18 protein-coding genes are annotated in these 20,599 nt (G+C 65.5%); 11 read left to right on the top strand and 7 right to left on the bottom strand.

Features of this window, described 5'->3' with window-relative positions:
- Positions 1–4: 4 nt before the first annotated feature.
- The gene (locus H7J93_RS14170) at positions 5–1,246 is read right to left on the bottom strand and encodes a cytochrome P450 (RefSeq protein WP_267306897.1); all 1,242 of its coding nucleotides are present in this window, start codon (positions 1,244–1,246) and stop codon (positions 5–7) included.
- Between the two features lie 202 nt (positions 1,247–1,448).
- On the opposite strand from H7J93_RS14170, the gene H7J93_RS14165 reads away from it, so the two are divergent.
- Complete coding sequence (locus H7J93_RS14165; protein ID WP_267306896.1) at positions 1,449–1,778, top strand: hemophore-related protein; 330 nt, start codon at positions 1,449–1,451, stop codon at positions 1,776–1,778.
- Positions 1,779–1,897: 119 nt separating this feature from the next.
- On the opposite strand, the gene H7J93_RS14160 is transcribed toward H7J93_RS14165, so the two are convergent.
- Entirely contained in the window at positions 1,898–2,701 is an 804-nt protein-coding gene (locus tag H7J93_RS14160; protein ID WP_372507879.1) for a DUF1906 domain-containing protein, read from the bottom strand.
- A gap of 133 nt (positions 2,702–2,834) precedes the next feature.
- Here H7J93_RS14160 and H7J93_RS14155 point away from each other — a divergent pair, with 133 nt between their 5' ends.
- Positions 2,835–4,331, top strand: coding sequence for a serine hydrolase domain-containing protein (locus H7J93_RS14155; RefSeq protein WP_267306894.1), 1,497 nt, complete (start codon positions 2,835–2,837; stop codon positions 4,329–4,331).
- Here the strand turns inward: H7J93_RS14155 and H7J93_RS14150 are convergent.
- Positions 4,328–5,002 (bottom strand): TetR/AcrR family transcriptional regulator, encoded by a 675-nt coding sequence (locus H7J93_RS14150; RefSeq protein ID WP_267306893.1) that lies wholly within the window; start codon positions 5,000–5,002, stop codon positions 4,328–4,330. The two genes, H7J93_RS14155 and H7J93_RS14150, sit on opposite strands and share 4 nt — an antisense overlap.
- Before the next feature lie 56 nt (positions 5,003–5,058).
- Complete coding sequence (locus H7J93_RS14145) at positions 5,059–5,982, bottom strand: metal-dependent hydrolase (protein WP_267306892.1); 924 nt, start codon at positions 5,980–5,982, stop codon at positions 5,059–5,061.
- 91 nt (positions 5,983–6,073) lie between these two features.
- Between H7J93_RS14145 and H7J93_RS14140 the strand changes: the two genes are divergently transcribed.
- Complete coding sequence (locus H7J93_RS14140; RefSeq protein ID WP_267306891.1) at positions 6,074–8,041, top strand: flavin-containing monooxygenase; 1,968 nt, start codon at positions 6,074–6,076, stop codon at positions 8,039–8,041.
- A gap of 71 nt (positions 8,042–8,112) precedes the next feature.
- Complete coding sequence (locus H7J93_RS14135) at positions 8,113–9,138, top strand: alcohol dehydrogenase catalytic domain-containing protein (RefSeq protein ID WP_267306890.1); 1,026 nt, start codon at positions 8,113–8,115, stop codon at positions 9,136–9,138.
- A gap of 12 nt (positions 9,139–9,150) precedes the next feature.
- Here the strand turns inward: H7J93_RS14135 and H7J93_RS14130 are convergent, their stop codons facing one another.
- Positions 9,151–10,050 carry an alpha/beta fold hydrolase gene (locus H7J93_RS14130; RefSeq protein ID WP_267306889.1) on the bottom strand — a complete coding sequence of 300 codons (900 nt, stop codon included), beginning with the start codon at positions 10,048–10,050 and terminating at the stop codon, positions 9,151–9,153.
- A 67-nt stretch (positions 10,051–10,117) separates the two neighbouring features.
- Between H7J93_RS14130 and H7J93_RS14125 the strand changes: the two genes are divergently transcribed.
- From H7J93_RS14125 to H7J93_RS14095, 7 genes are all read left to right on the top strand, one after another.
- Positions 10,118–11,890 carry an N-acyl-D-amino-acid deacylase family protein gene (locus H7J93_RS14125; protein WP_267306888.1) on the top strand — a complete coding sequence of 591 codons (1,773 nt, stop codon included), beginning with the start codon at positions 10,118–10,120 and terminating at the stop codon, positions 11,888–11,890.
- Positions 11,883–12,785 carry an alpha/beta hydrolase gene (locus tag H7J93_RS14120; protein WP_267306887.1) on the top strand — a complete coding sequence of 301 codons (903 nt, stop codon included), beginning with the start codon at positions 11,883–11,885 and terminating at the stop codon, positions 12,783–12,785. The genes H7J93_RS14125 and H7J93_RS14120 overlap by 8 nt, the downstream gene beginning before the upstream one ends.
- A gap of 8 nt (positions 12,786–12,793) precedes the next feature.
- Positions 12,794–13,933 carry an aromatic ring-hydroxylating oxygenase subunit alpha gene (locus tag H7J93_RS14115; protein WP_267306886.1) on the top strand — a complete coding sequence of 380 codons (1,140 nt, stop codon included), beginning with the start codon at positions 12,794–12,796 and terminating at the stop codon, positions 13,931–13,933.
- A complete protein-coding gene (locus H7J93_RS14110) occupies positions 13,930–15,078 on the top strand; it encodes an epoxide hydrolase family protein (RefSeq protein WP_267306885.1) in 1,149 nt (382 codons plus the stop codon). The genes H7J93_RS14115 and H7J93_RS14110 overlap by 4 nt, the downstream gene beginning before the upstream one ends.
- A 5-nt stretch (positions 15,079–15,083) precedes the next feature.
- Positions 15,084–16,832 (top strand): DUF3556 domain-containing protein, encoded by a 1,749-nt coding sequence (locus H7J93_RS14105; RefSeq protein WP_267306884.1) that lies wholly within the window; start codon positions 15,084–15,086, stop codon positions 16,830–16,832.
- Positions 16,833–16,921: 89 nt separating this feature from the next.
- The gene (locus H7J93_RS14100) at positions 16,922–17,776 is read left to right on the top strand and encodes an SDR family oxidoreductase (RefSeq protein ID WP_267306883.1); all 855 of its coding nucleotides are present in this window, start codon (positions 16,922–16,924) and stop codon (positions 17,774–17,776) included.
- Between the two features lie 155 nt (positions 17,777–17,931).
- Positions 17,932–18,228, top strand: coding sequence for a hypothetical protein (locus H7J93_RS14095; protein ID WP_267306882.1), 297 nt, complete (start codon positions 17,932–17,934; stop codon positions 18,226–18,228).
- On the opposite strand, the gene H7J93_RS14090 is transcribed toward H7J93_RS14095, so the two are convergent.
- A complete protein-coding gene (locus H7J93_RS14090) occupies positions 18,207–19,712 on the bottom strand; it encodes a sensor histidine kinase (protein WP_267306881.1) in 1,506 nt (501 codons plus the stop codon). The two genes, H7J93_RS14095 and H7J93_RS14090, sit on opposite strands and share 22 nt — an antisense overlap.
- Positions 19,709–20,476, bottom strand: coding sequence for a response regulator transcription factor (locus H7J93_RS14085; protein WP_267306880.1), 768 nt, complete (start codon positions 20,474–20,476; stop codon positions 19,709–19,711). Before H7J93_RS14085 ends, H7J93_RS14090 begins: the two co-directional genes overlap by 4 nt.
- Positions 20,477–20,599: the final 123 nt, after the last annotated feature.

The following is a 20,599-nucleotide window of genomic DNA, read 5'->3' as shown; positions in this document are numbered from 1 at the left end:
GAAATCACACTTTGGCGCCCCGGTAATCCACTTGCCAGTGCTTGATGCCGTTGATGAAACTCGACCTCAACCGCTGCGGCGCCGATATCGGCTTCAGGTCGGGGATGTGGTCGGCGATCGCGTTGAACATCAGATCGACCGTCATCCGTGCGAGGTTGGCGCCGACGCAGTAGTGGGCGCCGGTACCGCCAAAGCTCAAGTGCGGGTTGGGGTCCCGCAAAATGTTGAACGCGTGCGGATCCTCGAACACGTCCTCATCGAAGTTCGCCGACCGGTAGAACAGCACCAGCCGCTGGCCCTTCTTGATCGGCACACCTGAGACCTCGGTATCCGCCAACGCCGTGCGCTGGAACGCGGTGATCGGCGTGGCCCAGCGGATGATCTCGTCGGCGGCGGTCTTCGGCCGCTGCGCCTTGAACAACTCCCACTGGTCGGGATGGTCGGTGAACGCCATCATGCCCTGGGTGATCGAGTTGCGACTGGTCTCGTTACCCGCGACGGTCAGCGTCACGACGAACATCCCGAACTCGGCCTCGGTCAGTTGGCCGTCGGCTTCGGAGTCGACCAGAGTGCTGACGATGTCCTCGCCCGGCATTTCTTTACGCACTGCCGCCAATTCCATGGCATAGCCGATTAGTTCGCCCACCGCGGCCAGCGAGTTGTGGTCTTCGAACTCGGGGTCGTCGCCGCCGACCATCTGGTTCGTCCAGTCGAACAACTTCTCGTGGTCCTCCTCCGGGACGCCGAGCAGCCCCGCGATGGCCAGCAGCGGCAGTTCCCGCGCGACCTGAAGGACGAAGTCGCCCGAGGTATGGGTGGCGGCTTCGGCGGCGATGCGCTGCGCCTGCTCGTTGAGCCCGGCGCGCAACCGTTCCACGGCGCGTGGCGTGAACCCGCGGGAGACGATCTTGCGCAATCGGGCGTGTTCGGGGTCGTCCATCATCAGCATCGACAGCTTGGACGCCGCGATCTGCCCTTCGATGTCGACCGAGGGTTTGAGGTGGGGGACCACGGTCTTCTCGGCCGCCGAGAACACGTCGCTGCGCAACGACACCTCGCGAACGTCGTGGTGTTTGCTGACCACCCAGAAGCCGCCGTCGCCGTACCCGCCGACGCCGGGCGCCTGGTCGTTCCACCAGATCGGCGCCGCGCGACGAACCTCGGCGAGCTCCTCCGTGGGTAGCCGGCTGGCGTAGATATCGGGATCGGTGAAGTCGAAGCCGGGCGGCAGGTTCGGAGCAGCCATCAGAACTCCTCAGGTGCGACTACGCGATGGCCTGAGTATCGCCGGGCACGGCACCCACCCGTGCGATTTCGGCGTGCGCGGTCACGCTCAGCGTGACCAGCCACGCCGAAATCGCACAAAAAGCGAATCGCGAGCTACCATGGACGCACTGTTCACGTCAGGGCCAGTCGGGGGCCACTGCATAAGTTGGAAGGTCCCCGAAATGCTCAACCTCTCTTCGAAAAAGTTGCTGGTCGCTGCCGTCGGCGGTCTCACGCTGTCGGTTGCTGCGGGTACCGGGGTGGCGTCCGCCGACCCGATCATCGACACGACCTGCAGTTATCCGCAGGTCATGGCGGCCTTGAACTCCGAGAACCCAGCGCTTGCGCAGAAGTTCAGTGGGAACCCGCTGGCAGCGGTCATGCTGACCAACTTTCTAGCCGCGCCGCCCAGCGAACGCGTGCAGCTGGTCCAGGAATTCCAGACCACGTCATGGGGCCAGAAGTATTTCGGCGCCATGGCGTCCATCGCCAACAGCTGCAATAACTACTGAGCTGCGGGCCACGCTGCGTAGCCTGCTGCACAAGGCAAGTGCGGGGACCTCGTCGGGTGGGGCCCCCGCACTTGCTGACAGCACATTGATGCGTCAGCCTTGGAAACTTCTTAAGGCGGCTATCTTGCGAGGTCCCACTGCCCGAAGTCGGGTGCGAGCACGATGTCGACGTCGACGCTGGTGTTGGCCAGGATGACGCCGGGGTCGCTCGGGGTGACGATCACGTCCTGATACAGCACGGCCGCCGGCTCGCGCTCACCGTTCGACCACGCTCGGGTCTGCCATGCCCAGGCATGGCCGGGGCTGGTGGACGGTCCGATGACGCCGTCCTGGAGGGCCCACCCGCACGCATTCGCATGTCCGTAGATGCCGGTGCGGGGTATCCCCAGCACCGAGTTGATCCCTCGAAACCACTCGACCGCGACGCTGTTCCAGGTGTCGAGATCGATGTCCTCGTCGACGCTGAAGAAGATCGGCGCGCTCGCGGGTCCGCCGGCTGCGCTGTGCCACCGCAGCGCTGTTTGCGCGTCGTAGACGCCGCCGTCGTATCCGCGGGTGTAGTCCGACGGCGCGTTCGGCCAATTGGGCTTCCCGTACTGATAGCAGCTGACGACGTGCAGGCCCTCTGCGCGCAGCGCGTCCGCATATTCACGGGTGACGGGTTTGAAATCGAAGTCCGCGCCCGGCCGTAACTCCGATACATAGACAAGGGCGCCGTCGAAGCCCGCCGCTTTGATCTGATCAGGTGGAACCAGCCGGTGCGTGAAATCGATCAGTTTCATGGGAGCTGCCGAGGCCTGCGGCCCATGCAGAGTCGCCGCTGCTGATCCGAGAATCAGCAGAGCGGGAGCGGAGGCGGCATATTTGAGGACCTCGCGCCGCGTGCGGGTACCGCGACCGGGTGACGCTGGCGAGTCGACCACGGCGCGATGCTAACAAGATTCGGGGCCCAACCTTCCCCGCTCGCGAGATTCAGCGACGCCGGATCTCGTGCGATGCTGTTGGTCGACATGTAGTGACCAACGCACACCTTCGATCCGACGAGGTGGCCCGACCATGCCGAAGTGCTCTCCGCGGAAGGCCATTGCGGTGGGCGCTGTCGTCCTTGCGTTCGCATCCACCTCGTGCGGCGGTACAGACCCGCCCGCAATAACCAGCGTCCCGTCATCGAGTACGACCACGCCGACCCCGGTGCCAAAAGCGGCTCCCAGCCCAGAGTTAGCCCCGGTCTCGCAACTCATCAACGACGCGATCGCGGCGCGCACACTGCCAGGAGCGGTGGTGTTGATCGGGCACGGCGGCAAGATCGTGCACGAGAAGGCCTACGGCGATCGCAAGCTTGCCGGAGAATCAGGCCTCGACGGAGCTCCTTCGCCCGAGGAACCGATGACCGAAGACACCATCTTCGACCTCGCATCATTGACGAAGCCCCTCGCGACGGCGACGGCGATCATGCAGCTCCACGAACAAGGCAAAATCCAGTTCGACGACGCCGTACAGACATACTTGCCGGACTTCAACGCGTCCGACGATCCGCGGCGTGCCGAGGTGACGGTGCGCATGTTGCTCACGCACACTTCAGGTTTGGTGGGGGAGCTGGACCTTCGGGATCCCTGGGGGTTGAACGGCGCAGACCACGCGGAGGGCATCCGTCGCGCGCTGACCAAACCGCTCGAGGCGACGCCAGGCGCGGGCTTCCACTACTCCGATGTCAACTTCATTCTGCTCGGCGAAATGATCGAGAGAATCACCGGTCAGCCGGAGAATATCTACGCGCAACAGAATGTCTTCGCGCCGCTCGACATGACAGAAACCCGCTTCCTCCCGCCAACGAAAGTGTGTGGGCCACACCAGATCAGAGGATCGGCGGTGGCGTGGGCGCCGGGACCACCCACGGACGCATGCCCCGCGGATGCGTGGAACAGCAACCTGCTGCCGAGGATCGCGCCGACGGCACGCGACGAGGAAGGCCGGGCGGACCCGGGCAGCAACCCCGACCTCGACGGTCTACTTCGCGGTACCGTGCATGACCCGACCGCGCGCCGCATGGGGGGAGTGGCGGGCAGTGCCGGTGTCTTCTCGACCGCGCACGACGTCGGCATCTTCGCGCAGGCCCTGCTTGATCGACTCGCGCGCCGCCCCAGCACCTTTCCGTTGACCCAAGCCACGCTGCAGGTGATGACCACTCCCGAACAGCCGGGACATACCCCACAACAAGTCGAGGCAGCCAATGCCGCCGAACAAGAAGCCATCGCGACAGCGCCCAATACCCAGCATCCCCTACTTGCTCCGCACTATCCCGCGATCGCAGGCCAGAATCTCCGCGGCTTCGGCTGGGACATCGATACCGCCCACTCCAAACCGCGCGGAATGGTGTTTCCCATTGGCAGTTTCGGCCATACAGGGTTCACCGGAACGTCTCTGTGGATCGATCCCGGCTCGGACACCTACGTGGTGCTGCTCACCAACGTGATCCACCTGCGCGGCAGTCGACCGATCTCGAATCTGCAGGGCGAACTCGCGACGGTGGCGGCGCGGGCCCTCAATCTCTAGGACACGGAACGGCGCCGCGACCGTGACGGTGGCGCAGCCACTTTGATCAGCGCACCCATCGCATCGGCGAATCGCGGGTAGATGACCGCCGGACCGATCCACCGCGCCAGAAACCTGCGCAGGGTGTCGCCCTCGCGCGGAGCCTGGCCGGGATCGATCAGGAAGGAGTGCAGCACCCGAAGCAGGTACTCGGCCAGTTCGCTGAGGGCATCTTCGTCGAAACCATTTGCCTCCCAGTCGACCTCGTACCGATGAAGCATCGAGAGACTAAATGCCAGCGCCGTGTCGGAAGTGAGCGTGTGCGCGACCTCGCCGCGAGACCGCCTGGTCATCATAAAGCTGATGCGTTCGTCTTTCGACAGGTTCTCGATCGCAAACGCCAGGCCCTCGATGATCGCGGTCACCGGATCGGTCTCACCGCGTACGTGGTTGGCCAGTTGTTCGAGGAAGCCGTCGCCGGACCGCATGGCCGTGGCGAGCAGAAGCGCTTCGGTGCCTGGGAAATACCGGTACACCGTCTGGCGAGTGACGCCCAGCGACCGGGCGACGTCCGCGATCCGCATCGCGGAGCCGCGCTCGGCAATGATCTTGTCGGCGGCGTCGAGGATCCGGGTGATCGCCTCCTCGTCGGAGGTGGGCGTGTTACCTGACCAGCCGTGGCTGCGAACCATTACTCGCTCACCTGCATGCCGCGATCATATCGGCGGTATCGCTTCGCAGAGTCGCGCTAGCCGCTGGCCGCGCCGACCGAGTACCACCGGGCCGCGCACTTCGGTTCCTCTTCGTAGCGATGGAACCACCGTCCCGCGAAGGCCGGCAGCTTCTCGTACGTGGGGTCGTGGCTTGGGCCTTGGGATCGCACCAGCCCGACCAGCATGGCGAGTAGTTCGCGCCTGGGGACACCGGCGTAGGTCGCCTGGCCAGGGGTGGTCAGCTCGCGGGCGGCGCGTGCGGCGGAAAGGAGGGACCGCGGCGACAAGCCGTCCGGAATCAGCCGACCGAATTCGCCACCGTCGGCCGCCGGCACATGCTTCTGGAACCCGCGGGAGACGATCGCCAGGATCTCGCCGAGGTGCTTGACGACGCCTCCGATCGTCCGCACTCGGTAGGGGAAGTCGCCGTGCACCGCGTCGTAGACCATCAGTGCGGAGCTGCGATGCTCGATCTCTTCGACGAAGTGCCAGAGGAACAGCGACGCCACGCGTTCGTCGCCGGGTTCGAACAGCTTGTCCTCGTGGTCGAGGAACACCTTGAAGTACGGCGTGAAGGTGTTCTCGATGACGGCGGTGTAGGCCAGTCGCCACGCCAACGGCTTTGTGGCGGTGAGCCGGTCGTAGGAGGCGACGACTTCGCCCAGCGTTTCCTGCAAACCGGGCCAGCGTCGGGCGAGGGCACGGAAATGGCTCATGTGCGCCGCCGAATGCTGAGCCTCCTGGCGCAGATAGGCATTCGCTTCTTCGGCCTGTCTGGGATCGCGCATCAGCGGAATCGCCTCGCGGGTGGCGTCGACGATGAACTTCTCGAAACCCGGCGCGAAGAACGTGATCAGGTTGCACTGCATGGCAAACGCCGGGCGTTGTGGATGCCAGTTGAAGGGCACGTCGTCACCTGCGAGATCGAACCGCACGCGTCGCACCTGCAGATCCGTCATTCATCGACGGTAGCCCGACCGCGGCGCGATGACAATACGTATTTGAAAGAGCGTATGGTCAATCAGCGGATGGTCTATGTATGGTGAGGCGATGGGTCACACTTCGGTAGGCGACACCACCACCTGGGACACCGCGAACCCGTTGTTGGGGCTGCCTTTCGACGACTCCGACGACGTGATTCGAGACGCCGTCGACCAGGCCAGCGTGCCCGCCCTGCTGATGTCGATGGTGCACATGACCGGCGACATGGGTCTGCTGGAGGAGCTTCCCGGGCCCTACATGCTCATCGCGATGGACCTCCAGGGCGGAATGAGCGAGCCCGACAAGGAGCTGGTGCGCAAACGCGCCTTCGACGTCATCCGCGACTATCGCGACCGCGGCTGCCCGCCGCCCTTCGTTCCAGACGCCCGGCAGATGCGGGCGATGTTCGACGTGATGTCGGCCGGGACGGTTACGGAGGAACACGTCGAGTACGTCGCCGCAGACCTGCGGTTCAGCGACGCCGATCAGTGCGGACCGGAGCTTGCGTCGACGCCCGAGCAGCGCGCCGAGTTCCCCGTCGTCGTCATCGGGTGTGGTGAGGCCGGCCTGTTGGCCGGGGTCAAGCTCAAGGCGGCGGGCGTACCGTTCACGATCATCGAAAAGCAGTCGGGGGTGGGCGGAACCTGGCTGGCCAACCGCTATCCGGGATGCCGCGTCGACATCGCGAATCAGTACTACGCCTACTCGTTCGAGCCGACCGACCACTGGACCCACTACTACTCCGAACAGCCCGAGATCCTGCAGTACCTCCAGGACGTCGCGGCGCGCCACGACATCGTCCCGCACGTGCGCTTCAACACCGCGGTGACGGGCGCCGCGTGGGATGACGAATCGGCGACCTGGCGGGTGACCATCTCCGGTGCCGATGGCAGCACCGAAGAGCTCACCTCCCGCGCGCTGATCTGTGCCGTCGGTCAGTTCAGCAACGCGGTGATCCCAGACATCAAGGGCGCCAGCGACTTCCGTGGCCCGTCCTTCCACACCGCGGACTGGCGCCACGACGTCGATCTGGCGGGGAAGCGGGCCGCGGTCATCGGTGCGGGCGCCAGCGGGTTTCAGCTCGTCCCCGCGATCGCGGACACGACCAGCCACATCGACGTCTACCAGCGCACGCCGCAGTGGATGGCGCCCAATCCCATGTATCACGACGCCATTCCGGATGGGGCCCGTTGGGCGATCCGGCATCTGCCGTACTACGGGCGGTGGCTGCGGTTCGTGTCCTGGTGGCCGATCGCCGACGCCCTCGACGAGCAGGTCAGGATCGACCCGGACTGGGACAACGGTGGACTCTCGTGCAACGCGTCGAACCACGCCATCCGTGAGATGTTCATCGCGTGGATGCGGGCCTTCTGCGACGACGAGGAGCTGCTGGAGAAGGTGACGCCGAAATACCCGCCGATGGGCAAACGGACCTTGCAGGACAACGGAACCTGGCTCACGACGTTGCAGCGCGACGATGTCGAGCTCATCACCGACGGTATCGCCGAGGTGACCCCGGACGGGGTGACCACCGTTGACGGCGTGCATCGGCCGGCTGACGTCCTCATCTGGGCCACCGGCTTCGACGTCAACCACCAGCTGGGACCCATCAACGTCCGCGGCCTCGACGGGATCGAACTCAACAGCGCGTGGGGCGATTCCCCGTATGCCTACCTCGGAATCACCGTGCCGGGCTTTCCGAACCTCTTCTGCATGTACGGTCCGGGCACCAACGGCGTCAACGGCGCGAGCATCATCTACAACTCGGAATGCCAGATGCGCTACATCATGGGCTGCATCGACATGATCGCCGCGGGCGGTTTCGGCTCGGCCACCGTGCGCGCGGACGTGTGCAACGACTACAACCGGCGCGCCCAGGAGCGGCTGAAGCAGATGGTGTACAGCCACCCGGCGATCACGAGTAGCTACTACAAGAACGCCGCCGGAGAGGTGCCCACCCTGTACGGGTTCCGCATCTTCGACTATTGGAGATGGACCAACCGCCCGATTGCCGCAGAGTACGAACTGCGGCCGTAGCCGAGTACGGCTCGATCGCGGCCGGCAAGGTTGCACATCCGCCGTCGACCTGACCAGAAAGGCGACCATCGATGAAGAGCGTCGTGATCGATACCCCGGGACAAGTCCGGGTGGAGACGTTGCCCGATCCGGCCCTACCCGGCGCCGGCGGCGCGGTGATCGAGGTGCGCGCGGCGGCGATCTGCGGTTCGGATCTGCACTTCTACGAAGGTGATTACCCGCTTGGCGCGCCGGTGGCGCTCGGCCACGAGGCGGTCGGCACCATCGTCGAGGTAGGGCCCGACGTCGGGACATTCGCGGTGGGCGACGAGGTGCTCGTGTCATCTGTCGCCGGCTGCGGATCCTGCGTGGGGTGTGCCACAAGCGATCCGGTGACATGTGTCGGCGGCCCAAGGATCTTCGGCGCAGGAGAACTCGGCGGTGCGCAATCGGAACTGCTGGCGGTGCCGGCCGCGGACTTCCAGCTGCTGCGTTTGCCGCACGACATCGACACCGAGGAGGCGCTACTCCTGACGGATAACCTCGCCACGGGATGGGCGGCCGCGCAGCGGGCCGACTTCCCGCCGGGCGGCACGGTTGTGGTCCTCGGTCTCGGTGCGGTCGGCCTGTGCGCGGTCCAAAGTGCTCTGACGCTCGGTGCCGGAACTGTTTTCGCTGTCGACCCCGTCAAGGGCCGTCGTCTCCGTGCGGAACGGCTGGGTGCCATATCCTTGGAACCGCCTGCGCTGCAGGCGGTTCTGGACGCAACCGGTGGACGAGGCGCGGCCTCGGTCATCGACGCCGTCGGCAGCGACGGATCGATGTCGGACGCGCTCAATCTGGTCCGTGCGGGCGGCACCGTGTCGGTGGTCGGCGTCCACAACCTCGACCCGTTCCCATTTCCCGCCACCCTCAGCCTGATTCGCAGCATCACCCTGCGGATGACGACGGCACCGGTGCAGCGCACGTGGCCCGAACTGGTGCCGCTTTTGCAGTCGGGCCGTCTCGACGTCAGCGGTATCTTCACCCACACGATGCCGCTCACCGACGCGCCGGCCGCCTACACCGCCGTCGCGGCACGCACCGCGGACTGCGTCAAGGTCGCCCTGACCGTCTGAGCAGAAGCAACGTCAGTCGACCTTCAGGTAATCGAGGATCGCCGCGCACACCGCGTCGGGCTGATCCACCTGCAGGAAATGTCCAGCGCCCGAGATGGTTTGGACCCGGCTGCCCGGCGGGAGGGCGTCGATCGCCCCGTCGAGGTAGCCGACCTGAACCGCGCCGTCCTGCTCGCCGTGCAATACCAGCACGGGGGTGCGCGGCAGCTTGAACCGGAAGCGATGCAAGCCCGCGTAGGGCTTCGAGGCACGGGTGAACCGGATCATCGCGCGGTAGTACTCGACCGCGGCCCTGCGGTGGGCCAGGGTCGGCAGCGCGGCCTGGGTGCGGGCCACATCGTCGCCCACGTCCGTGCCCGGTGGTGACCAGTCCTTCCACAGCCGCGGGATGACCCGGTGCAGGATCCGTTCGGGAAGGTACGGCAGCTGGAAGAAGAGTACGTACCAGCTCCTGCGCAGTTGGATCGCCGACATCTTCAGGTTCTGCGCAAGGCCACGCCTGGCGTTGTCGAACGCCCGCACGGGTGGCAGCGCCATCGAGACGTATGCGCCGAACGGCGACCCGGGGTACGCCGCGAGCCCGTTGGCGGTGAAGCAGCCCCAGTCGTGGCCGATCAGCACAGCATCGGCCCCGCCGTCGAGCTGTTTGTGCAGGTCGATGAGATCGGACATGAGTGCACCCAGGTGGTAGTCGCCATCAGGTGCCGGTCCCGTCGGCGCATAGCCCCGGGTGAAGGGCGCGACGACGCGAAATCCCTTGGCCGCCAACATGGGTGCGAGCAGCCGCCAACTGTGCGCGCTGTCGGGAAAGCCGTGTACGCACAGAGCGAGCCTGCCGTCCTCCGGGCCCAAGTCGAGAGCGGTCATGCGCAGATGGGGGAGTTCGAATTCGACCAGTTCCGGCTCGGCCATTTCTTGACCATACAGTATTCGACAAGTGTATTGTGATGGCCACGGCCCGACGGTGGAGGGGTAACCCATGAGCTTCGACGTGGTGATCAGGAATGGCCGGTACTTCGACGGCACAGGTGGACCGTCGGCGGTTCGCAACATCGGCATCAAGGACGGCCACGTCGCGGCGGTCACCGAGGAGCCGCTCGAGGGCATCGAGGAGATCGACGCCACCGGCAAATGGGTCATTCCGGGTCTGATCGACATTCACACCCACTACGACGTCGAACTGCTCAACGGTCCCGCGCTGTCGGAGTCGCTGCGGCATGGCGTCACCACCGTGGTGATCGGATCGTGTTCGATCTCAACGGTTCACGTCGACGGGGTCGACGCGGGTGACCTCTTCGGCAGGGTGGAAGCGATCCCACGCGAGCACGTCATCTCGGCGGTCGACGAGCACAAGACCTGGACGAACGCCGAGGAGTACATCCGCGCCGTCGAGGCGCGTCCACTCGGGCCGAACGTGACCGCATTCATCGGTCACTCCGATATGCGCACCGCGGTCATGGGGCTCGAGCGCGCGACGACCAAGGAGGATCAGCCCACGAGGGCTGAGCTCGCTCAGATGGAACGCTGGCTGGCCGAGGCCCTCGACGCCGGCTTCATCGGTCTGTCGTCGCAGCAACTGCTCTTCGATCGGCTCGACGGCGACGTATGCCGTTCACGCACACTGCCGTCGACCTACGTCAAGCGGCGCGAGATGCGTCGGCTCACCCAGTTGGTGCGCAAGCGCGGGCGCGTCCTACAGAGCGGCCCCGACATCCAGCATCCACCTCGGGTGGCGGCACAGCTCGCGAGATCGATCGGCGGGCTGCGACGTCCGTTGAAGATCAGTTTCCTGGCCGCCGCCGACGCCAAGTCGAATCCGATCGGGTACCGGATCCTCAGCACCGCGGCCCGGGTGATCAATGCGCTCGGCGGTGATTTCCGGTGGCAGCATCTGCCGGTGCCGTTCGAGGTCTACAGCGACGGCATCGATCTGGTCATCTTCGAGGAACTGGGTGCCGGCGCCGCGGCACTGCACCTTCGCGACGAGCTGGAACGCAACGAGTTGATGCGCGACGAGGCCTACCGGCGCCGGTTCCGCAAGGAGTACGACGACAAGTTCAGCATCGGGGCGTGGCACCGCGACTTCTTCGATGCCGACATCGTCGCCTGCCCGGACCCCTCGCTGGTCGGCAAGACGTTCGGCCAGATCGGACTCGATCGCGGCGTGCATCCCGTGGACGCGTTCCTCGACCTCGTCATCGAGCACGGACGGTCGCTGCGGTGGCGCACCGTCATCTCGAACCACCGCCCGAAGATCCTCAAGAAGCTCGCGGTGGACCCCGGGAATCAGGTCGGCTTCTCCGATGCCGGTGCACACCTGCGCAACATGGCCTTCTACAACAGCGGGCTCTGCCTGCTGCGCCATGTGCACCAGAGCGCCGAGGCCGGGGCGCCGTTCATGACGGTCGAACATGCCGTGCATCGGCTGACGGGGGAACTCGCCGACTGGTACTCGCTGGATGCGGGCCACCTGAGGGTGGGCGATCGTGCCGACGTCGCCGTGATCGATCCCGCCCACCTGGACGAATCGCTCAGCGCATACGCCGAGGAAACCGTCGACCAGTACGACGGTCTGTCCCGGATGGTCAACCGCAACGACGACACCGTCACCGCTGTCCTCGTCGGCGGGCGGACGGTCTTCCGCAGGGGAGTGCCTACCGAGATCGTCGGACAGGTACGCACCGGCAGCTTCCTACGTGCGGGCCGCAAGATCCCCGCGCCTGCGCAGCCGGCGCTGGCGAGAGGTGGGTGACATCGACTACTCGCAATTCGACCCGGAGCTCCGGGCAACGGCCCGGGTGCTCCCCAAAGGCTATGCGCTGCACCGGGGTCTGACGCTGCCGCGGGCGCTGATGAAGGCGGTCGGACGGGTGGGCCGGATTCGCGGGGTCGAGGTGGCCAGTGTCAACGACGATGTCACGGTACGCATCCACCGACCGACCGGAATCGGTGAACCGAGACCCGCGCTGCTGTGGATCCACGGCGGCGGAACGGTGATGGGCACTGCCGGACAAGAGGATCGGTTCTGCCGCAAGCTCGTCAACTTCACCGATATCGCCGTCGTGGCGGTGGAGCATCGGTTGGCTCCCGAGTACCCGTATCCCACGCCGGTCGAGGACTGCTACGCCGCGCTGCGTTGGCTCGCAGGCAGGCCCTGGGTCGATCCGGGACGCATCGCCGTCGGCGGGGCCAGTGCGGGCGGTGGATTCACCGCTGCGGTCGCGCAACTCGCGCACGATCGCGGCGACGTCCAACTCGCACTTCAGATGATGGTGTACCCGATGCTCGACGACCGCACCGGTGTCAACGGCGACCGACCGCGGGTGATGTGGACCGCCGACGACAACCAACACGCGTGGCGGTGGTATCTCGCCGGTGCCGATCCCGCGACGGCGGCGCCCGCGCGCAGGGCCGACCTGTCGGGTCTGGCACCGGCGTGGATCGGCGTCGGCACGCAGGACCTCTTCCACGACGAATGCCGCGCGTACGCCGCCCGCCTGAGAGAGGCAGGCGTGCCGGTGCACGAGGAGATCGCGACCGGGGCCTTCCACGCGTTCGACCTCATCGCCGCGAACGCTTCAGTGTCCCAACGTTTCTTCGCCAGTCAGTGCCGTGCGCTGCGCGCGGCCCTCGTCGAAACCACATGAGGTGTCCCATGCCACGACAGGAAGCTCTCGAGCTCACTCGACGGGTGCTCAAGCACTTCGAGAACGACACTCTCGATATCGCTGACGACGTCTGGCGCGAGCCGCGCGACACCTACGTCGACCACGCACGATTCCAAGCCGACCTCCGGATGTTGCGCAGCGTGCCGCACGTCATCGGGTGGACGGGTGAGGTCGCTTCACCGGGGTCGTATACGACGAAGGATGTGATGGGTGTCCCCGTGCTTGTGGTCCGGGGAAAGGACGGCGTGCTGCGTGCCTTCATCAACGGCTGTGCCCACCGCGGTGCGCAGGTCGCCGACGACTGCGGCACGGCGCGAATGTTCAACTGTCCCTACCACGGCTGGAGCTACGGTCTGGATGGTCGCCTCACGGGGACACCTGCGCGCAAGATGTTCGCCGGAGCTGACCTGGACCAGCGCGGTCTCATCCCGCTGCCGCTCAGCGAGCAGGGTGGCCTGATCGTCGTGGGGCTGTCAGCCGAGGTGGACGTGTCGACGGTGCTAGATGGCATCGCGGACCAGTTGTCGGAATACGGGTTCGACCACAACCACCACGCGGAAACCCGGCGCTTCGATATCGCATGCAACTGGAAGCTCGCCGTCGACGTGAACTTCGAGGGCTACCATTTTCCCTACGTGCACGCCGACACCCTGGATCCGCTGGCGTCCAACAACTCCGTCTACGACATCTACGGCCGAAACATCCGGTGGGCCTTCCCGTTCCGCGACATCGTGCAATACCGGGATGTGCCGGAGGTCGACTGGCCGGACCAGTTCTTCGGCACGGTGGTGTACGGATTGTTCCCGAGCTGTGTGCTGATCGAGGCGCCTGGGACGTCGCAGATGCTGCGGGCATACCCGGGGAGGAGTCCCGGCGAGACGGTGATCTACCTTTCGATCGGAGCGCCCAACGAGATCACCACCGATGAGGAACGGGCCTGGTACAAGATGGGAATCGACGGCGCCGCCCAGGTGCTCGACGGCCAGGACTTCCCGATGGCGGCGGCATGTCAACGCGGTCTCGAAGCCGGTGTCGACCATGTCGTGTTCGGCCGCAATGAGGCTCTGCTGCATCACCTGGCGTCGATCCGGAACGCGGCGATCGCCGCGGCGTGTGAGGCAAAATGACCACGGCCCAGTCGCTGACGCCGTTCCCAATCGCTGTCGCCGAGGCCGACCTCGACGACCTGCGGCGCCGCCTCGACTCAGCACGCTTCCCTGCTGAATTGCCGGACAGCGGGTGGGACTACGGCACCGAGCAGGGCTTCCTCCGATCCGTCGTCGATCGGTGGCGCGACGGATATGACTGGCGGGCAACCGAAGCCGAGCTCAACGGGTGGGGGTCATTCATGGCAACGGCCGCCGGGCAGCGGGTACACCTGCTGCATGTGCGATCCGATGACGTCGATGCGATACCCCTTGTGCTGGTGCACGGGTGGCCGGGGTCGATCATCGAGTTTCTGGACGTGCTTCCGCTGCTGCGCGAACGATTTCATGTCGTAGTGTTCTCGATGCCCGGTTACGGGTTCTCCGGTCCCACCACCGAGCGAGGTGTCGACGTCGCGAAGGTCGCCGCGGCCGTCGCCGACGTGATGTCCCAACTCGGCTACGAGCGATACGTCGCTGAGGGCGGAGATTGGGGCGCGCTGGTGGTGCGCCACCTCGGCGAGCACCACGCGCCGCAGGTCGCCGCCATCCATACCAACATGTTGTTCGCCCCCTTCGACGGGGACCCCGCCGATGCGATGACGGGAGTGTCGGAAAGCGAACTGGCCGCGATCGTCTCGTCGGCCCAACGCATCACCGACGGCACGGCCTATATGGAGATCCAATCGACACGGCCGCACTCCTTGGGTTTCGGACTCGACGATTCGCCGCTCGGCCTGGCGGGCTGGATTCTGGAGAAGTTCCACGCGTGGTGCGACATTCGCGAGGGCATGCCGATCCGCGTCGACCGCCTCATCGACAACCTGATGATGTACTGGCTCACCGGCACCGCGACATCGGCGGCGCGGCTGTACTGCGAGGCCAAGCGGGCCGGAAACTCGCCGCTGAGTGAGTGGACGGGACGCGTCGACGTCCCGACGGGTTACGCGGTCTATCCGTACGAACTCCTGCAGACGCCGCGGGTCTGGGCCGAAAAGCGTTACAACCTGGTGCATTACAGCGTGCAGGATCGCGGCGGGCACTTCGCCGCGTTCGAGCAGCCGCAACTCTTCGCCACCGATGTCAACACCTACGGCGACATCCTTCGGGAACTCGGGGTGTTCTGAGCGCGATGGGATTCTTCAAAGCGGATTCACCGTCGATCGAGTACGAGTCGTGGCGGCTGGGTAGCCGATCCGAGCGGCTCAGGCCACTCGTCCGGCACATCGCCGAGCGGGGCATGGGCAACCCGGACGTCCTGTACGTGGTCTATGCGGTGAAGATCGGGCTGTTCGTCCTCGGGGCGGCCTGTTTTGCGTTGGCCACCAAGGGGATCGACGGTTGGAGCAACATCGGATCGTGGTGGAGCGAGCCGATCGTCTTCCAGAAGGTCGTGCTGTGGTCGTTGCTGTTCGAGGTACTGGGCCTGGGCTGCGGATTCGGCCCGTTGACGGGAAAGATCAAGCCACCGATGGGGTCGGTGCTGTATTGGCTCCGCGCCGGCACCCTGCGGGTGCCGCCATGGTCCCGGTGGATTCCGTTCACGGGCGGTGATCGCCGCACCCTGTTCGAAGTGTTGCTGTACGGGGGCCTGCTGGCGGCGACACTCTACGCGCTGTGTTCGGATGGGAACGGGCCGATTCCGGCGCTGAACACGACGGTGGGGGTGCTGTCGACCTGGAACATCGCGCTCATCCTGATGCTGCTCGCGGTCGTGAGCCTGCGGGACAAGCTCATCTTCCTGGCCTGCCGCGGCGAGGTTTACGGCGCGCTGACGGTGACGTTCCTGTTCCCCGGTGTCGACATGATCGTCGCGGCGAAGCTGGTCATGGTCGCCATCTGGATCGGCGCCGCGACGTCGAAACTGAACAAACACTTTCCCTACGTGGTGGCGACCATGATGGGTAACAGCCCGCTGATTCGCTCTCGGTGGTTGCGCAAGTCGCTCTATCGCCACTATCCAGACGATGTTCAGCCGAGCATCATTCCGGGACTGCTCGCCCACGGCGGCACCGTCATCGAGATGGGCGTACCGCTGGTGTTGTTCTTCTCCCACGGCGGCACCGTGACCGCGGTCGCCGCGATCGTGATGGTGATCTTCCATCTGGTGATCCTGACGGCGATTCCGCTCGGAGTGCCGCTGGAATGGAACGTCTTCATGATCTTCGGCGTCGGGTCGTTGTTCGTCGCCCACGCCGGACTCGGGCTTGGGGATCTCGAGCATCCGTGGCTCGTCGTGGCGCTGATGGCTGTGATCGTGACGGCGATCGTGGTGGGCAACCTACATCCGCCCGCGGTGTCGTTCCTGCCGGGCATGCGGTATTACGCCGGAAACTGGGACATCTTGACGTGGTGCCTGACCGAATCGGCGACGAACAAGATCCATGCCCAACGGATCGGTTTGGGAATGCTGCAGCACAAACAGCTCGAACGACTCGTCGGCCCGGAGAACGCCGACATCAGCATGCACCGCGGTCTGGCCTTCCGGGCGATGTACGCCCATGGTCGCGCGGTGATCACCTTGTTGAATCGCGTCATGCCGCCCGGGCGCGAGGACGACTACGCCGTGGTGGAGGGTGAGATGGTGGCCGCCTACGCCCTCGGCTGGAGCTTCGGCGACGGGCATCTGCACAACGAGAACCTGGTGCGTGCACTGCAGAAGCGCTGCCACTTCGAGCCAGGCGAGGTCCGCGTCATCATCATCGACGGCCAACCGATCCACCGGCAGCGCCAGCAGTACCGCCTCGTCGACGCCGCGACCGGCGAGTTCGAGCGCGGTACCTTCGACGTCGCCGATCTCGTGGTACGTCAGCCCTGGGAGGACGACGTCCCCGTCACCGTCACGTCGCCGACCGGCGGGCGCGTGCAGGCCCAGGGGTGACGCCGGCGAAGCGAGCGCTGCCGCTACGCTTCCGGTCGACGCTGGCACGCGCGCAGCGGGCTAAACGGCGACGCTAGGGGACAAGTGGAATGGGCGTGTACGCGGTCACCGGATCGCCGTCGGGGATGGGACGTCAGGCGGCCGAGAAGCTCAGGGCTGCCGGTCACACGGTGATCGGTGTCGACGTCAAGGAAGCCGACGTCGTGGCGGACCTGTCGACAGCTGACGGTCGGCAGGCGGCGGCCGACGCCGTATTGACGGCGGCGGACCACCGACTCGATGGGGCCGTCCTGGCGGCCGGTATCGGACCCACGCCCGGAGCAGACAGTCTGCGCCGCATTTTTGCAGTCAACTACTTCGGCGTGGTGACGTTGTTGGAGGCATGGCGACCGGCGCTGGCCGCCACTGGACGCGCCAAAGTGGTGGTGATCGGGAGCAATTCGACGACGACAAGCCCGTTGGTGCCGCGGCGCACGATACGAGCGCTGCTGGCCGGCGATGCCGATAAGGCCGTACGTTCGTTGCGGTTTCGCGGTCCCTTGGCGCCTACCCTTGCGTACGCGGCATCCAAGATCGCGGTATCCCACTGGGTGCGAAGCACCGCCGTCACCCGTCCGTGGGCGGGGGAAGGTATCCGCCTCAATGCACTGGCGCCGGGCGCCATCATGACGCCGCTGCTGGAGAAGCAACTCGCGACGCCAAGTCAAGCCAAGGCCGTCAATGCCTTCCCGGTGCCCGTCGGCGGGTTCGGTGATCCCGGCCATCTCGCCGACTGGATGGTGTTCATGCTGTCGGACTCAGCGGACTTCCTTTGCGGCAGTGTGATATTCGTTGACGGCGGATCCGACGCCTATTTCCGCGCGAAGGACTGGCCGCAAAGCGTTCCCGCTCGGCGCCTGCCCGCCTACCTGTGGCGATTCATGAGGTTCGGTCGCTCGAAATGAATCGCTGCGCGTGAAGAGGGGCGATGAACCTCGTCGCGCCGCAACACTTTCATAGCACCTTCATATGTTTGTGTTCGCTATGAAGATCTGGCATCGGTATATGCCGCACTTACCTTTGGATGTGTAAGCAGATCAACATCTTTGGAGGTTTCGCCATGAGCCACGTTACGTTGGTGGGCATCGCCGCGAGCGCCCTGGCGACGTCAGCGCTCGTGCTGGTCGGCACCGCCGCCGCAGCCCCGACGGGCCCGTCCGAGGTCGACGACACTGTGCAGACGCTGAAGGCGAGCGGTTACACCGTGATCGTCAACCGGACCGGCGCCGGGCCGCTGTCGAATTGCTCTGTCACCGCAGTACGTCCGGGGGTTACTCACCAAATCATGGACACCCGAGGCAGCGACATCAAACCGCTGATCATCTCGGACACCGTTTACGTCGATGTGGCGTGCTGAGCCATTGCGACTGCGGTTGGCAGGCGCACACTGAAAGTGGTATGTCCAGAGCCGGATCGGGCCTGCACCGTTCCTCCGTGCGCTTCCGCGATCGACGCGGCAATCGATAGGCCCAGTCCGAAACTGCCCGCTTCACGTGATCTCGACTTGTCGGCACGCACGAACCGTTCGAACAAGTGGGGCAGCAGCTCCGCCTCGATTCCTGGGCCGTCGTCGGACACCGACACCTCGACGTAGGCGTCATCGCAGCGACCGGTCGCCACTGCTGTCGTCACGGTCGTGCCTTCCGGGGTATGCACCCGCGCGTTGGACATGAACACCGCCAGCATCTGATGCAGCCGCGCCCGGTCGCCGCTCACCCACACCGCGCGGTCGGGCACGTCGATCTGCCACCGATGCGACGGTGCCGCCACCCTCGCATCGTTGACCGCATCGGTCACCACGTCGGTGAGGTTCACACGGGTCATCTCGAGATCGTGGCCCTCGTCCAGTCGTGCCAACAGCAGCAGGTCGGCGACCAACGAACTCATCCGGTGCGCTTCGGCCTCGATGCGCGCCAGCGAATACTCGGTGGTCTCGGGCAACACCGCGCTGTCCTGCCGGGTCAGTTCCGCGTAGCCGTGAATGGCCGCCAGCGGTGTGCGTAGTTCGTGGCTGGCGTCGGTGATGAACTGACGCATCCGCCGATCCGAGGCGGCGACGTCGGCCAGCGCACGTTCGACGTGATCGAGCAGGCGGTTGAGCGTGTCGCCGACGAGTCCGACCTCGGTGCGCGGATCCGTGTCCTGCACCGGTACCCGCGGTGTGATCGCGAAGTTGTCGCGGTCCAGCGGAAGGGTCGCGACCTCGGCCGCCGTCGCGGACACCCGACGCAGCGGGCGTAGGGCAAACCGCACGATGGCCACCGTGCTCAGCGCGGTGACCAACAACGCCAGCGCGGTCATCACGGACACGGTCACGGTTTCGCGCACCATCGCGTTCCACGCCGGGGTCCGCGAAACCCCCGTCACGAGCACCTCGTCGCCGTCCCCGGGCTGGCTGACCATCCGGTACCACCCCAGCCCGGGTAGCTCGATGGTTTGTGCCGCCGGGCCCTCGTCAGCAGCGGCAGCGATCGCGTCGAGGGCCTGCTGTGGTGCCGGCCGCGCCTCACCGTCGACAAAGTAGGCCGAATCGACGACCTTGCCGCCCTGGATCAACGCGACGACATTGCCTTCGGCCTGCCCGACGAGCTGCGTGAGCGGTTTCATGTCTCCCGGCGGCGGGAGCTCACCGTTGGACTGTGGCGTGATCCGGAACTTCGTCACCGACTGACTGAAACCGTCTGCGGCACCGGCTAACTGGGTGTCGATGATGCCGAGCACCGAGGACCGCAGCGTCACCACCGACATTGTTCCCACGACGACCAACGCGACCATGACCACTGCCGAAACGCCGACGACGAGTTGCCGCAGCAGAGTCCACTGGCGCCAGGGCTGCTTCATTCCGGTTGCCGCAGCATGTATCCCACCCCGCGCACGGTGTGGATCATCGGTTCGTGAGTCGCGTCGATCTTCTTGCGCAGATACGACACGTAGAGATCGACGATGCTCGACCGCCCGCCAAAGTCGTAGTTCCATACCCGCTGCAGAATCTCTTCACGGCTCAAGGCGCGTCGTTGATTTCGCATCAGGAACCGCAACAACTCGAACTCGGTGGAGGTCAAGGCGATCGGCACCCCGCCGCGGGTCACTTCGCGGCTGGCGACATCAAGCGTGAGGTCGCCGACGGTCAGCGACTCGTCATCGGCGGGCGTGAGGTAGGCGGACCGGCGTATGAGTCCACGCAGCCGCGCAACCAGCTCTTCGAGCGAGAACGGCTTCGTCATGTAGTCGTCACCGCCGGCGGTCAACCCGTTGACGCGATCGGCCACCGAATCGCGTGCGGTCAGAAACAGGATGGGCGTGTAGTTGTCGGAATCGCGGATTTGCGCCAGCACGCCCAACCCGTCCATGTCGGGCAGCATGATGTCGAGGACGATGACGTCGGGCGCGTTTGCCCGGTACTTGTCGACGGCTTCGGCTGCGTTGTGGGCGACCTCGATATCCCACCCCTCGTACTGCAGCGCCATGCGCACCAGGTTCGTCAGTGCGCGTTCGTCGTCGACCAGCAGCACACGAATCGCGGACCCGTCGGCGCGATACTTCCGCGGCAGTTGCCCTAGGACGGCGCGACGGGGCCCGCGGTTTCCGACAGGCGCAGACGTCACGTAACCATTCTCGCCGCCTCACAGCGCACCGGCAGGATCCTCATAGGAATTTCATATGTGTGCCAACGACCGGAGTGGGGCAGGTGTTGGTCTATATGACTTGCACCGATTTAGGGTGGTGCG

Source organism: Mycobacterium barrassiae (assembly GCF_025822765.1).
Lineage (GTDB): Bacteria > Actinomycetota > Actinomycetes > Mycobacteriales > Mycobacteriaceae > Mycobacterium > Mycobacterium barrassiae.
This window is presented reverse-complemented; position numbering and strand designations above follow the sequence as displayed.

What these genes read in the sequence shown, in the direction of transcription:
- H7J93_RS14170 (WP_267306897.1), bottom strand. Translation starts at nt 1,246, where the DNA reads ATGGCTGCTCCGAACCTGCCGCCCGGCTTCGACTTCACCGATCCCGAT.
- H7J93_RS14165 (WP_267306896.1), top strand. Translation starts at nt 1,449, where the DNA reads ATGCTCAACCTCTCTTCGAAAAAGTTGCTGGTCGCTGCCGTCGGCGGT.
- H7J93_RS14155 (WP_267306894.1), top strand. Translation starts at nt 2,835, where the DNA reads ATGCCGAAGTGCTCTCCGCGGAAGGCCATTGCGGTGGGCGCTGTCGTC.
- H7J93_RS14150 (WP_267306893.1), bottom strand. Translation starts at nt 5,002, where the DNA reads ATGGTTCGCAGCCACGGCTGGTCAGGTAACACGCCCACCTCCGACGAG.
- H7J93_RS14145 (WP_267306892.1), bottom strand. Translation starts at nt 5,982, where the DNA reads ATGACGGATCTGCAGGTGCGACGCGTGCGGTTCGATCTCGCAGGTGAC.
- H7J93_RS14140 (WP_267306891.1), top strand. Translation starts at nt 6,074, where the DNA reads ATGGGTCACACTTCGGTAGGCGACACCACCACCTGGGACACCGCGAAC.
- H7J93_RS14135 (WP_267306890.1), top strand. Translation starts at nt 8,113, where the DNA reads ATGAAGAGCGTCGTGATCGATACCCCGGGACAAGTCCGGGTGGAGACG.
- H7J93_RS14130 (WP_267306889.1), bottom strand. Translation starts at nt 10,050, where the DNA reads ATGGCCGAGCCGGAACTGGTCGAATTCGAACTCCCCCATCTGCGCATG.
- H7J93_RS14125 (WP_267306888.1), top strand. Translation starts at nt 10,118, where the DNA reads ATGAGCTTCGACGTGGTGATCAGGAATGGCCGGTACTTCGACGGCACA.
- H7J93_RS14115 (WP_267306886.1), top strand. Translation starts at nt 12,794, where the DNA reads ATGCCACGACAGGAAGCTCTCGAGCTCACTCGACGGGTGCTCAAGCAC.
- H7J93_RS14110 (WP_267306885.1), top strand. Translation starts at nt 13,930, where the DNA reads ATGACCACGGCCCAGTCGCTGACGCCGTTCCCAATCGCTGTCGCCGAG.
- H7J93_RS14105 (WP_267306884.1), top strand. Translation starts at nt 15,084, where the DNA reads ATGGGATTCTTCAAAGCGGATTCACCGTCGATCGAGTACGAGTCGTGG.
- H7J93_RS14100 (WP_267306883.1), top strand. Translation starts at nt 16,922, where the DNA reads ATGGGCGTGTACGCGGTCACCGGATCGCCGTCGGGGATGGGACGTCAG.
- H7J93_RS14095 (WP_267306882.1), top strand. Translation starts at nt 17,932, where the DNA reads ATGAGCCACGTTACGTTGGTGGGCATCGCCGCGAGCGCCCTGGCGACG.
- H7J93_RS14090 (WP_267306881.1), bottom strand. Translation starts at nt 19,712, where the DNA reads ATGAAGCAGCCCTGGCGCCAGTGGACTCTGCTGCGGCAACTCGTCGTC.